The sequence below is a fragment of the Claveliimonas sp. genome, assembly GCF_037273965.1.
In the GTDB taxonomy this organism is placed as follows: Bacteria; Bacillota; Clostridia; order Lachnospirales; family Lachnospiraceae; genus Claveliimonas; species Claveliimonas bilis.
The window spans coordinates 1-12,178 of sequence record NZ_JAYAZJ010000036.1; the positions used below are offsets into that span (position 1 = coordinate 1).

Sequence of the window (12,178 nt, forward strand, 5' to 3'; positions counted from 1 at the left end):
TCCCTTGCCTCTATGCCTCAATGAATCACAAAAGATTTTTTAATTTTATTCGATAATTTTTCGTTAAATATTTATCTTTCTCTTTCAAAAGATTTCCTGCTAAATAAAAACAGGACGAAATCCTTCTGTTTTCGGATTTCATCCTGTTTTCTCCCTTGCTTAGCGCAAGTAATATTTCACCTTTTTCACGAACAGATTATACCAGCTCGATCAGAACTTCCATAGCTGCGTCACCTTTACGCTGACCGATCTTGATGATTCTTGTGTAGCCACCGTTGCGATCTGCATATTTTGGTGCGATCTCATCAAAAAGTTTTGCAACCATGTCGATTTCTTTTGTATTTTTCTTTCTTCCTGCAGGAGTCTTCGGAACTTCTTTTACAGGATAAAGAACTTTCAGCATCTGACGTCTTGCATGAAGTCTGGACGGCATATCTTTTTTGATCTTCTTCTCAACTTCGTCGTATACTGTAACTTTCTTACCGTCTACTACTTCTTTTACTCTCTTGCCGTCTTTGTCTTTACGTGCAACCTTTGCCTTTACAGTAACTTCTTCAAAGTTATCTTTCTCTTTTACTGCAAGTGCGATCAGACCTTCTGCCATTTTACGGATCTCTTTTGCCTTTGCCTCAGTTGTTCTGATTTTTCCGTTATTCAACAATGCTGTTACCTGGTTTCTAAGTAACGCTTTTCTCTGGCTTGATGTTCTGCCAAGTTTTCTATATTTTGCCATTTTTCATATCCTCCATTTTCACATCTGGTTATGCATCTTCGGGCTTACTAGCCAAATGCCGCTGCCATGCGCTTCGGGCTTACTGACAGACAGGGCAATAAGTGTGGAAGCCGCTTGAACATTAGCAGTTCAGTCGGCATCGAGGGCTTCGCCCTCTCTACTCCTCTCCTTGGCTTAACTCCAAGCCAAGTTCTTTTAATTTTGCTAATACTTCCTCCAGGGATTTGCGTCCCAGGTTGCGGACTTTCATCATATCCTCCGGAGTACGGTTTGTCAGCTCTTCTACTGTATTGATTCCTGCTCTCTTCAGGCAATTGTAAGAACGTACGGAAAGTTCCAGCTCATCAATGCTCATTTCCAGTACTTTCTCTTTTTCGTCATCTTCTTTCTCGATCATTACTTCTGCAGCCTGCGCTACTTCAGACAGATCGATAAAGAGTTTCAAATGTTCGCTAAGTACTTTTGCCGCAAGACTTACAGCTTCATCCGGAAGAAGTGTTCCGTTTGTCCAGACATCTAATGTCAGTTTATCGAAATCAGTGATCTGTCCGACACGAGTATTTTCTACAGACAGGTTGACACGTTCAACCGGTGTATAGATAGAGTCGATCGGAATCACTGCAATCGGAAGCTCCTCGCTCTTATTCTTGTCAGAACTTACATAGCCGCGTCCTTTTGTGATCGTCAGCTCCATATAGAGCTTACTGTCAGCGCCGCCATTTAATGTAGCAATGACAGTCTCCGGATTCATGATCTCAATGTCAGAATCCACCTGAATATCAGCTCCGGTTACGACTCCTTCGCCTTCAAACTCAATATATGCAGTCTTAGGCTCATCGGTCTCGGACGTATTCTTGATTGCCAGTGATTTCAGATTCATGATGATCTCAGTAACATCTTCTTTTACACCCGGGATAGAACTGAACTCATGCAGCACTCCGTCGATCTTCACCTGGCTGATTGCAGCTCCAGGAAGAGAAGAAAGCATGATCCTTCTAAGAGAATTACCAAGTGTTGTACCATATCCTCTTTCCAGAGGTTCTACTACAAATCTTCCATATCTCTTATCTTCTGATATTTCTGTAATTTCAATATTTGGTTTATTAAAATCAAACACTATGCGGTCCCTCCTTGTGGGTTGTTCGGATTACCGAAGGGTAATTCTCTAAGTTAATTATTTAGAATACAGCTCGACGATCAGCATTTCATCTACCGGAACATCGATCTCATCACGAGTCGGCAGTTCTTTTACTGTACCTTTCAAAGCTTCCTGATCTACTTCGATCCATCCCGGCACAAGACGTCCGCCTGTTACCTCAAGGATGTCTTTATATCTCTGAGAACCTTTGCATTTTTCTTTGATCTCAATTACATCTCCGGCCTTCACAAGATAAGACGGAATGTTTACCTGTTTTCCATTTACAAGAACATGTTTGTGGTCTACGATCTGTCTTGCTTCACGGCGTGTTCTTGCAAATCCCATACGGAATACTACATTGTCAAGTCTTGACTCCAGAAGAACCATCAGGTTGGTACCTGTCATACCCTTCTGCTGTTTTGCCTTTTTATAGTAATTTCTGAACGGCTTTTCCAATACACCGTAGATGAATTTTGCTTTCTGTTTTTCGCGAAGCTGAAGACCATACTCGCTCATTTTTCTGTTTGCTCTTTTGAGCTGTCTGTTAGACTTTTTATCAATTCCAAGATAAACTGGATCCATGCCAAGTGAACGGCATCTTTTAAGAACCGGAACTCTATTTACTGCCATTTTTCATTTACCTCCTAATTAGACTCTTCTGCGTTTCGGTGGACGGCATCCATTATGCGGTACCGGAGTAACGTCTTTGATGCTTGTAACGTCAATTCCACATGCCTGAAGAGCACGGATTGCCGCTTCTCTTCCTGAACCCGGTCCTTTTACCATAACATCTACTGTCTTCAGTCCATGAATCAATGCTGCTTTAGCAGCTGTCTCTGCTGCCATCTGAGCTGCATATGGAGTAGATTTCCTTGAACCTCTAAATCCCAGACCGCCAGCACTTGCCCATGACAGAGCATTTCCCTGTGCATCTGTTAATGTTACGATTGTATTGTTAAAAGATGACTGGATATGTGCTTGTCCGTGTTCAACGTTTTTCTTGACACGTCTTTTTGTCACTTTCTTTGTAACTTTCTTTGCCATTTAAACTAACCTACTTTCTTAATTTTTGTATTGTTTCACTCAAACACTAAATTATTTCTTCTTATTTGCAACTGTTCTCTTTGGACCTTTTCTTGTTCTTGCGTTAGTCTTTGTCTTCTGACCGCGAACCGGGAGTCCTTTTCTGTGACGGATACCTCTGTAGCATCCGATTTCCTGCAGTCTCTTAATATTTAAAGCGATCTCTCTTCTAAGATCACCCTCTACCATCTGTGTTTCATCGATTACTGCACTGATCTTTTTAACATCTTCATCTGTCAGATCTCTGCAGCGGATATCAGGATCTACTCCTGCTTCCTTCAAAATACGAGTTGCGCTCGGTCTTCCGATACCATAAATATATGTCAGTCCGATTTCAACACGTTTGTCTCTTGGTAAGTCTACACCTGCAATACGAGCCATGTGATTTTCCCTCCATTGATTCTTTAAATTAATATTGTCCTAAATTGAGGCTGCGGGCAGACCGTTTTCTCTTGTCACCCTACCGGAATTCTGTGAAGCCGTTCTTTCCATAAAGAAAGACAACTCATATCTTATCCGATATCCCAGCCCAGGCGTGTCGGTATTCACGCCCTTTCCGGCAACCGATCTCAAATCGGCCAATGACCGCCGGTATTGTAAGCAATATACTAGAAGCCACCTTGCAGAAACCACTGCCCTTGTCGGTGTTTCATGTATATTAAATAGCACGACCACTCCACACACACCCTGGTGTGTCATGCTATCAGCCGCCTAAATTGGTACATAAACTATCAATCTGCTAACATAGATCTACACGTCCGTGCGCCTAAGCTCACGCTGCCTCTGACGACTTGCGTTCACTAACGCTTGGGACGAATCTTCTCACTAAGTTCATGCTGCGCGTAGCCGCTTGCATTCACTAAGTGTTCAGTATTAGCCCTGACGCTGTTTATGCTTTGGATTTTCGCAGATAATGCGAACGCTTCCTTTTCTTTTGATAACTTTGCATTTTTCGCAAATTGGTTTTACTGATGATCTAACCTTCACGTCAAATCCTCCTTTCATCCATTGCCTGCTTGTTCCTGCACTGATTTTCCGGGCATCCCGTAACAAGGCATAGAAATACCCAGAAACGCGCTTATATAGTATAGCACTACGCATCAAGCAAAGTCAATAGATTTCTTATTTAAAATCTCAAAAATATTACTTATCTCTCCAAATGATTCTTCCCTTTGAAAGGTCGTACGGAGACAGCTCCAGTGTCACCTTATCACCCGGAAGGATTTTAATGAAATTCATACGCAGTTTTCCGCTGATGTGGGCCAATACCTGATGTCCGTTTTCAAGCTCTACCTGAAACATTGCGTTCGGCAGTTTTTCTACTACAGTTCCTTCAATTTCAATTACGTCAGCTTTTGACATTTTCTCTATTCCTCCTGTTTTCCTTCTTTCACAAACTCTTTTATGATTTTCCGTATTCCAGCATCATTTATTCCGGCAATATCGTGTTCTTCCCGAATCAGGCGGACATGCTTCGCTTTCTTTTTCTTCGGCCTATCCAGCGTTCTGTTTTTCCCATTCACTAAATATATATATGAAGCTTCGCTTTCGATTATTACATATATCTGTCCTTCGTCATGTCCTGCCAGTGATCTGGCAAGCATTCCCGCCTTATATCTTTCCATCAGCCGCTCCTTTTACTTATTCCGTCAAAGTCAGTATCTGCGGCTCACCCTCTGTGATCAGCACAGTATTTTCATAATGCGCCGATAAGGAATGATCCTTTGTCACGACTGTCCAGTCATCATCCATCCAGTTCACTTCCCATGTTCCGGCGTTGATCATTGGCTCAATAGCAAGGGTCATGCCTGCTTTCAGCAGTATGCCTTTCCTTTTCTGTACATAGTTCGGTATTTCCGGAGCTTCATGCAGACTGGTACCGATGCCATGTCCGCACAGATCTCTGACAACTCCATATCCAAAGCTTTCCGCATACCGGCCTATGGCAGAAGATATATCAAATAGATGATTGCCTTCTTTTGCATACTTTATACCTTCAAAAAAGGATTGTTTCGTGACTTCGATCAGCTTTGCCGCGTCTTTACTTATCTCTCCGACTGCATGAGTTCTCGCAGCGTCAGAGTGATACCCCTTATAGATCACACCGGCATCCAGGCTGACAATATCGCCATCCTGAATGATTCGGTGGGGGCTGGGAATCCCGTGCACAACTTCATCATTTACTGATACGCAGATGGATGCCGGATACCCGTTATAATTCAGGAAGGAGGGGATACAGTCGTAGCTGCGTATCACCTCTTCCCCAAGTTTGTCAATATCAAGAGTGCTCATACCCGGATGCAGTGCTTTTGCAAGTTCGTTATGAACAATTTCCAAAATTCTTCCTGCTTCTGTCATCAGCTCAATTTCTCTGGAAGATTTTATCGTAATTGACATAGATTTACGCTCCTAAAATATCTACAATTGACTGAAATACATCATCAATGTCCACAGTTCCGTCTACTGTCTTTAAAATTCCGGCTTCTGTATAATAATCAATCAGCGGCTGTGTCTGCTCATGGTATACATTCAGTCTCTTCTGTACAGTCTCCGGCTTGTCATCATCCCTAAGAATCAGTTCACCGCCGCAGGTATCACAGATACCTTCTTTTTTCGTCGGTGCATATACAACATGATATGTAGCTCCGCATCCCACACATGCTCTTCTTCCCGACATACGGCGCACAATATTCTCATCCGGTACATCCACATCGATAGCATAGTCTACTTTCTGTCCCATATCGGCAAGTGCCTTGGTAAGCGCTTCCGCCTGCGGGATCGTTCTTGGAAATCCATCCAGAACATATCCTCTTTCACAGTCATCCTGACCTACTCTGTCCACAACAAGATCTACAACAAGATCATCCGGCACAAGGAGTCCCTGATCCATATAAGTCTTAGCTTTTTTTCCAAGCTCCGTACCGTTTTTAATATTTGCACGGAAAATATCTCCTGTGGAAATGTGGGGAATATTATACTTAGCTGCAATTTTTTTTGCCTGTGTCCCTTTTCCGGCACCAGGCGCACCTAACATAATGATCTTCATAGGCTTATCTCCTCCTTATAGCATTTTAACCCGCGAAAATATATTTCTTCCGCGAGTTTAAAAGCAAATATACCCCGGCGGATCTGACCTGAAATTCAATATTCCAGACCAACCGCCAGAGTCCCTCTTAGGGTATCTAGTTATTTAAAAATCCCTTATAGTTGCGGACCATCATCTGTGATTCGATCTGTTTGATCGTTTCCAGAATTACACTGACAATAATGATCAGTGATGTGCCGCCGAATGAAACGTTTGCTCCCAGCCATCCATTAAAGATAATCGGAACAACCTGTACGACGATCAAACCGCAAGCACCTACAAAAATAATATAGTTCAATATTTTTGTCAGAAACTCCACAGTTGGTCTTCCCGGACGGATGCCCGGAATGAAACCGCCGCTCTTTTTCATATTGTTCGCAATCTCCATTGGGTTAAATGTAATGGATGTATAAAAATAAGCGAAAAATACAGTCAGTAAAATGTAAACAAGCAACCCCCACGTATATTTGATATTCTGTGGATTGCACCAATTCGCCTGATTCAATCCGCGGAGAATCTCACTTCCGATGCCGTTTCCATCACCTTTTCCCAGAAATGACGCGATCAGAATTGGTGTCTGCATCAGCGATGAAGAAAAGATAATCGGAATTACACCGGCTGTGTTGACCTTCATCGGAATGTAGGTAGACTGTCCGCCAAATGTTCTTCTTCCCTGGACTTTCTGTGAATACTGTACTGCAATTCTTCTCTGTCCATCCTGAAGGAAAATGACAAAGACAACAAGGGCCAGAATGATCGCAATAATGATCAAAGCCGCAAGTCCGCCTGATGCAAGGCTTTTCCCTTTAACGAACTGCTCAAACAACGTATACATATCGTTTGGAATACGAGAAATAATGTTAATGACAAGTACAATGGAAATACCATTTCCAACGCCTTTTTCCGTGATCCTCTCGCCAATCCACATAAGGAAAGCACTTCCCGCCGTCAATGTCAAAACCACGATTGCAGCATTAACAAAATTAAACTCTACCAAAAGTCCCTGACGTCCGAATCCTACAGCCATGGCAGTAGATTGGATCAAAGAGAGTCCAATGGTAAGATACCGTGTGATCGCTGCAATCTTTTTACGGCCATCCTCTCCGTCTTTATGCATTTCTTCCAGTTTGGGAATTGCAATAGTCAGAAGCTGCATAATGATCGAGGATGTAATATATGGTGTAATACTGAGGGCGAAAACGGACATCTGCTCAAATGAACCACCGGTGATGGCATTAAAGAAGTTGAATGCCTCACCAGTGTTTTGTGCAAAAAAGTCTTTTATAAAGTCAGGATCTACGCCAGGTGTCGGCAGTTCAGATCCGATTCTGATTACGATCAGCATCATGAATGTGTACAGGATCTTCCTGCGAATATCCTCTATCTGAAATGCCCGTCGCACTGTTTTAAACATTAGATCACCTCTGCTTTTCCACCAAGAGCCTCAATCTTAGCTGCAGCGCCTGCGCTGAAAGCGTTGGCCTGCACTGTAAGTTTCTTAGTTAATTCTCCATTTCCAAGAATTTTTACACCGTCTTTTGCGTTTTTCACGATGCCTGCTTCTTTTAATGTTTCTACAGAAACAACAGCGTCATTATCAAATACTTCCAGAGCGCTCACATTAATTCCAACGATAGTCTTTGTATTTCTGTTAGTGAATCCTCTCTTCGGTATTCTTCTGTATAATGGCATCTGTCCGCCTTCAAATCCCGGTCTTGTGCCGCCTGAACGAGCTTTCTGTCCTTTGTGTCCCTTTCCGGCAGTCTTACCATTTCCAGAACCATGTCCGCGTCCTCTTCTGAAATTATCACTGTGCTTAGCTCCGTCAGCTGGTCTTAAGTTTGATAAGTCCATTATGACACCTCCTTACTCTATAGTCTAAATTAAACTTCCTCTACTTTTACTAAATGCTGTACCTGTTTTACCATACCTCTTGTTGCTGCATTGTCCGGCAAAACAACAGTCTTGTTTACTTTTTTCAGTCCTAAAGCTTCTACTGTCTTCTTATGCTTCGGTACGGCACCGATTGTAGATTTTACTAATGTGATTTTTAAATCTGCCACTTTCATCTACCTCCTTAGCCTACGATCTCTTCGATGGATTTTCCACGAAGCTTAGATACTTTTTCCGGAGTTTTTACTTCTCTCAATCCTTCGATCGTAGCAAGTACTACATTCTGCTTATTGTTGGAACCAAGAGATTTTGTACGGATGTTCTTGATACCTGCCATCTCGATAACGGCACGTGCCGGACCTCCGGCAATAACTCCAGTACCTTCGGGCGCTGTCTTCAGAAGTACGGATGCACTTCCGAATTTACCGATCTGATCATGTGTAATACTTCCATGATCATCCAGTGCAACAGAGATCAAATTCTTTGCTGCATCTTCTTTTCCTTTACGAATTGCTTCCGGAATTTCGGTAGCCTTTCCTAATCCTGCTCCAACATGGCCGTTTCCATCACCTACAACTACTAAAGCTGTGAATTTGAAGTTACGACCACCTTTAACAACTTTGGTAACACGCTTAATTGCTACCACTTTTTCTGCTAATTCAAACTGACTAGCATCAATGCGTTCCTGTCTCATCTGTGTTCTCCCTTCCTAAAATTCCAGTCCAGCTTCACGAGCTGCATCTGCCAATGCCTGAACCTTACCATGGTAAATGAAGCCGCCTCTGTCAAATACAACTTCCTTGATGCCTTTTTCAAGCGCTTTCTCAGCAATTACTTTTCCAAGATATGCAGCTGCATCAACGTTGTTTGTCTTTTCCAGGTTCGCTTTCACATCTTTCTGAAGAGTGGAAGCTGCAACCAGAGTGTTCCCTGCCACATCGTCAATAATCTGTGCATACATATGATTATTACTTCTGAATACGGCTAAACGTGGGCATTCAGGTGTACCGCTGAAACGGTTACGGATTTTTCTGTGCTTTTTAACACGTACTTCTGTTCTTGATTTCTTGCTAACCATTTTCACACTCTCCTTATTTATTTCTTACCAGTCTTGCCAACTTTACGTCTGATCACTTCATCAGCATACTTGATACCTTTGCCCTTATATGGCTCCGGTCTTCTCTTGTCTCTGATCTCAGCCGCATACTGGCCAACTTTTTCTTTGTCAATTCCCTGAACAGTGATCTTGTTCTGTCCTTCCAGAACAGTCTCAACTCCCTCTGGGTCAATCATCTCTACCGGATGAGAGTATCCTAAGCTAAGTGTCAGCTTATTTCCGGCTTTTGCAGCTCTGTAACCAACACCGTTGACTTCCAGAACCTTTTTGTATCCTTCTGTTACACCGACAACCATGTTGTTGATCAGTGTTCTTGTCAGACCATGGAGAGATTTCATTTTCTTCAGATCGTTCGGTCTTGTTACGACGATCTGATCTCCCTCCTGCTTGATTTCCATTTCTACCGGAAGCTCTTTTTCAAGAGTTCCCTTTGGACCTTTTACAGTCACTTTGTTGTTCTCTGCAATTTCAACAGTAACCCCTGCTGGAACTGTAATTGGCAGTCTTCCTATACGTGACATACCATATCCTCCTTAACTTAAATTTTCGGAGCAGATGCTTTGTCTGCTCTGTTTTCAGTCACATTGAGCACTTAGCGAGGTCCTCACGAGCTTAGTGCGAAAGTGCACCCAGCCCACTTGGCGAGGCCCTTCACGAGCCTAGTGGCTGTGGTGTATCCTCTGTCCCGCAAATTGTCTCAAAATTTTACCATACAAATGCCAGAACTTCTCCGCCTACGCCGAGTTTTCTTGCTTCTTTGTCTGTGATCACTCCCTGATTTGTGGAAATGATCGCTGTTCCAAGTCCTCCAAGAACCTTCGGAAGTTCTTCGCTACTTGCATAAACACGAAGTCCTGGTTTGGAAATTCTCTTCAGACCAGAAATTACTTTCTCGTTCTTATCTGCACCGTATTTCAGTGTCACACGGATTGTCTTAAATGCTCCGTCTTCTACAATGTCATATTTTGTGATATATCCTTCATTCACCAGAATGTCAGCAATAGCAATTTTCATCTTTGATGCAGGAATATCTACTGTATCATGTTTCGCAGTATTTGCATTACGGATTCTTGTAAGCATATCTGCAATTGGATCACTCATTGTCATGGATTGCTTCCTCCTTTACCAACTTGCCTTCTTCACACCTGGGATCTGTCCTTTGTATGCCAGTTCGCGGAAGCAAACACGGCAGATTCCATATTTTCTTAAATATGCATGCGGACGACCGCAGATTCTGCAGCGGCTGTATTCTCTTGTAGAAAATTTCTGCTTACGCTGCTGTTTAATTTTCATTGCTGTCTTAGCCATAATTTACCTCCTTATTTTGTAAACGGCATGTTGAATTGTTTTAACAGCTCGCGAGCCTCTTCGTCTGTCTTAGCCGTTGTAACAAAAATGACATCCATACCTCTGACTTTGTCAACCTTATCGTACTCAATTTCAGGGAAAATAAGCTGCTCTTTGATACCAAGAGCATAGTTTCCTCTTCCGTCAAATGCGTTCGGATTTACACCTCTGAAGTCACGTACACGAGGCAGAGCAAGATTTACAAGACGGTCAACGAACTCGTACATCTTTTCTCCTCTTAATGTAACCTTGCAGCCGATCGGCATTCCTTCTCTTACTTTGAAGTTAGCCACGGATTTCTTTGCTTTACAAACGACTGCTTTCTGTCCTGTGATCTTTTCCATATCAGCGATTGCTGACTCTAAAACTTTTGCATTATCTTTTGCTTCGCCGACACCCATATTGACAACAACTTTGTCAAGTTTCGGCACTTCCATAATATTTTTATAACCAAACTTTTTGATCATTGCATCAACGATCTCGTTCTGGTACTGTTCTTTCAGTCTGCTCAAAGCACTGGACCTCCTTCCTCAAATTAATCAATCACTTCGCCTGTTGATTTTGCAACACGCACTTTCTTGTCTCCATCCATCTTGAACCCTACTCTTGTAGCTTTTCCTTTATGGATGTACATTACGTTGGATATATCAATAGGTCCTTCCTGATGAACGATACCGCCATTCTGATTTGCAACACTTGGTTTTGTGTGCTTTGTCAGCATGTTGACACCTTCAACGAGAACTGTACCGTCTTTCTGATTTACAGCGATGACCTTGCCTTCTTTGTCTTTATCTTTACCGGCAATCACTTTAACCATGTCGCCTTTTTTGATCTTCATAGTTGACATCTTATTCTCGCACCTCCTTAAAGTACTTCCGGAGCCAGGGAAACAATTTTCATAAACTGTTTATCACGGAGCTCCCTTGCTACTGGCCCGAAGATACGGGTTCCTCTTGGATTTTTATCATCTTTAATAATAACAGCAGCATTTTCGTCGAAGCGGATATAAGAACCGTCTTTACGGCGAGTACCTTTTACAGTACGTACAACTACAGCTTTTACGACGTCACCTTTTTTTACAACGCCGCCTGGTGTTGCATCTTTAACAGTTGCAACTACCACGTCTCCGATGCTTGCATATCTTCTTGTGGAACCTCCAAGCACGCGGATACAAAGTAACTCTTTCGCACCTGTATTGTCTGCTACTTTCAGTCTGCTTTCTTGCTGTATCATGCAGGTTTCCCTCCTTATACTATTTTACTTTTTCCATAACTTCGACAAGTCTCCATCTCTTATCTTTTGATAACGGTCTTGTCTCCATAACTCTTACCTTGTCACCGATGTTGCATTCATTTGCTTCATCGTGGGCTTTTAATTTATAAGTTCTCTTTACGATTTTGTTGTAAAGCGGATGTTTTACATTATCTTCTACAGCAACTACGATCGTTTTATCCATCTTATTGCTGATTACTTTACCAACACGTGTTTTTCTAAGATTTCTTTCCACGGTGTTACTCCTTTCTCTGCATTTTGCTCAAAAAGCTAGGCATTGCTCTTTTCTGTAATTACAGTCTGGATTCTTGCAATATTTTTTCTTACTTCTTTGATTCTGCTTGTGTTATCCAACTGGTTTGTTGCGTTCTGGAATCTTAAATTGAAGAGCTCCTTTTTAGCAGCTACTAATTCTTCGTTCAGCTCTGCAGCTGATTTTGTTCTTAAATCTTCTACAAATGCATTAATTTTCACTGTTATCACCGCCTTCTAAGTCTGCGCGAGAAACGA

At 42.3% G+C, this 12,178-nt stretch carries 23 protein-coding genes; all 23 read right to left on the reverse strand.

Features of this window, described 5'->3' with window-relative positions; genetic code table 11:
- Positions 1 to 196: 196 nt before the first annotated feature.
- Positions 197 to 733, reverse strand: coding sequence for a bL17 family ribosomal protein (locus WJ238_RS01645; protein WP_230106981.1), 537 nt, complete (start codon positions 731 to 733; stop codon positions 197 to 199).
- Between the two features lie 157 nt (positions 734 to 890).
- On the reverse strand, positions 891 to 1,850 hold the full coding sequence (locus tag WJ238_RS01650; RefSeq protein WP_230106982.1) for a DNA-directed RNA polymerase subunit alpha: 960 nt from the start codon (positions 1,848 to 1,850) through the stop codon (positions 891 to 893).
- 57 nt (positions 1,851 to 1,907) lie between these two features.
- Positions 1,908 to 2,501, reverse strand: coding sequence for a 30S ribosomal protein S4 (gene rpsD / locus WJ238_RS01655; RefSeq protein ID WP_230106983.1), 594 nt, complete (start codon positions 2,499 to 2,501; stop codon positions 1,908 to 1,910).
- Between the two features lie 18 nt (positions 2,502 to 2,519).
- Entirely contained in the window at positions 2,520 to 2,915 is a 396-nt protein-coding gene (gene rpsK, locus WJ238_RS01660; RefSeq protein ID WP_230106984.1) for a 30S ribosomal protein S11, read from the reverse strand.
- A gap of 51 nt (positions 2,916 to 2,966) precedes the next feature.
- A complete protein-coding gene (rpsM, locus tag WJ238_RS01665; RefSeq protein ID WP_076780581.1) occupies positions 2,967 to 3,335 on the reverse strand; it encodes a 30S ribosomal protein S13 in 369 nt (122 codons plus the stop codon).
- Between the two features lie 492 nt (positions 3,336 to 3,827).
- On the reverse strand, positions 3,828 to 3,941 hold the full coding sequence (rpmJ, locus tag WJ238_RS01670; protein ID WP_005339020.1) for a 50S ribosomal protein L36: 114 nt from the start codon (positions 3,939 to 3,941) through the stop codon (positions 3,828 to 3,830).
- Positions 3,942 to 4,097: 156 nt separating this feature from the next.
- Positions 4,098 to 4,316: a translation initiation factor IF-1 gene (infA, locus tag WJ238_RS01675; protein WP_004607275.1), complete on the reverse strand. Its 219-nt coding sequence runs from the start codon at positions 4,314 to 4,316 to the stop codon at positions 4,098 to 4,100.
- Between the two features lie 5 nt (positions 4,317 to 4,321).
- Positions 4,322 to 4,579: a KOW domain-containing RNA-binding protein gene (locus tag WJ238_RS01680; RefSeq protein ID WP_230106985.1), complete on the reverse strand. Its 258-nt coding sequence runs from the start codon at positions 4,577 to 4,579 to the stop codon at positions 4,322 to 4,324.
- 16 nt (positions 4,580 to 4,595) lie between these two features.
- Positions 4,596 to 5,351, reverse strand: a complete 756-nt coding sequence (gene map / locus WJ238_RS01685) for a type I methionyl aminopeptidase (RefSeq protein ID WP_337605971.1) — start codon at positions 5,349 to 5,351, stop codon at positions 4,596 to 4,598.
- A 4-nt stretch (positions 5,352 to 5,355) separates the two neighbouring features.
- On the reverse strand, positions 5,356 to 6,000 hold the full coding sequence (locus WJ238_RS01690; RefSeq protein ID WP_230106987.1) for an adenylate kinase: 645 nt from the start codon (positions 5,998 to 6,000) through the stop codon (positions 5,356 to 5,358).
- A gap of 136 nt (positions 6,001 to 6,136) precedes the next feature.
- Complete coding sequence (gene secY / locus WJ238_RS01695; protein WP_337605973.1) at positions 6,137 to 7,453, reverse strand: preprotein translocase subunit SecY; 1,317 nt, start codon at positions 7,451 to 7,453, stop codon at positions 6,137 to 6,139.
- Positions 7,453 to 7,893, reverse strand: coding sequence for a 50S ribosomal protein L15 (gene rplO, locus WJ238_RS01700; protein ID WP_230106989.1), 441 nt, complete (start codon positions 7,891 to 7,893; stop codon positions 7,453 to 7,455). Before rplO ends, secY begins: the two co-directional genes overlap by 1 nt.
- 29 nt (positions 7,894 to 7,922) lie before the next feature.
- Positions 7,923 to 8,102 (reverse strand): 50S ribosomal protein L30, encoded by a 180-nt coding sequence (rpmD, locus tag WJ238_RS01705; protein ID WP_230106990.1) that lies wholly within the window; start codon positions 8,100 to 8,102, stop codon positions 7,923 to 7,925.
- A 14-nt stretch (positions 8,103 to 8,116) separates the two neighbouring features.
- Positions 8,117 to 8,626, reverse strand: coding sequence for a 30S ribosomal protein S5 (rpsE, locus tag WJ238_RS01710; protein ID WP_230106991.1), 510 nt, complete (start codon positions 8,624 to 8,626; stop codon positions 8,117 to 8,119).
- 15 nt (positions 8,627 to 8,641) lie between these two features.
- On the reverse strand, positions 8,642 to 9,010 hold the full coding sequence (gene rplR / locus WJ238_RS01715; protein WP_230106992.1) for a 50S ribosomal protein L18: 369 nt from the start codon (positions 9,008 to 9,010) through the stop codon (positions 8,642 to 8,644).
- 17 nt (positions 9,011 to 9,027) lie between these two features.
- On the reverse strand, positions 9,028 to 9,570 hold the full coding sequence (rplF, locus tag WJ238_RS01720) for a 50S ribosomal protein L6 (protein ID WP_230106993.1): 543 nt from the start codon (positions 9,568 to 9,570) through the stop codon (positions 9,028 to 9,030).
- A gap of 184 nt (positions 9,571 to 9,754) precedes the next feature.
- Positions 9,755 to 10,156 carry a 30S ribosomal protein S8 gene (gene rpsH / locus WJ238_RS01725; RefSeq protein WP_230106994.1) on the reverse strand — a complete coding sequence of 134 codons (402 nt, stop codon included), beginning with the start codon at positions 10,154 to 10,156 and terminating at the stop codon, positions 9,755 to 9,757.
- A gap of 15 nt (positions 10,157 to 10,171) precedes the next feature.
- Positions 10,172 to 10,357 (reverse strand): type Z 30S ribosomal protein S14, encoded by a 186-nt coding sequence (locus WJ238_RS01730; RefSeq protein ID WP_154476718.1) that lies wholly within the window; start codon positions 10,355 to 10,357, stop codon positions 10,172 to 10,174.
- A gap of 11 nt (positions 10,358 to 10,368) precedes the next feature.
- Positions 10,369 to 10,908, reverse strand: coding sequence for a 50S ribosomal protein L5 (gene rplE / locus WJ238_RS01735; RefSeq protein ID WP_230106995.1), 540 nt, complete (start codon positions 10,906 to 10,908; stop codon positions 10,369 to 10,371).
- Positions 10,909 to 10,931: 23 nt separating this feature from the next.
- Complete coding sequence (gene rplX, locus WJ238_RS01740; protein WP_230106996.1) at positions 10,932 to 11,243, reverse strand: 50S ribosomal protein L24; 312 nt, start codon at positions 11,241 to 11,243, stop codon at positions 10,932 to 10,934.
- A 17-nt stretch (positions 11,244 to 11,260) separates the two neighbouring features.
- The gene (rplN, locus tag WJ238_RS01745) at positions 11,261 to 11,629 is read right to left on the reverse strand and encodes a 50S ribosomal protein L14 (RefSeq protein ID WP_230106997.1); all 369 of its coding nucleotides are present in this window, start codon (positions 11,627 to 11,629) and stop codon (positions 11,261 to 11,263) included.
- Positions 11,630 to 11,648: 19 nt separating this feature from the next.
- The gene (gene rpsQ, locus WJ238_RS01750) at positions 11,649 to 11,903 is read right to left on the reverse strand and encodes a 30S ribosomal protein S17 (protein WP_256194876.1); all 255 of its coding nucleotides are present in this window, start codon (positions 11,901 to 11,903) and stop codon (positions 11,649 to 11,651) included.
- A 35-nt stretch (positions 11,904 to 11,938) separates the two neighbouring features.
- Positions 11,939 to 12,142, reverse strand: a complete 204-nt coding sequence (gene rpmC / locus WJ238_RS01755; RefSeq protein WP_076780560.1) for a 50S ribosomal protein L29 — start codon at positions 12,140 to 12,142, stop codon at positions 11,939 to 11,941.
- Positions 12,143 to 12,178 lie beyond the last annotated feature (36 nt).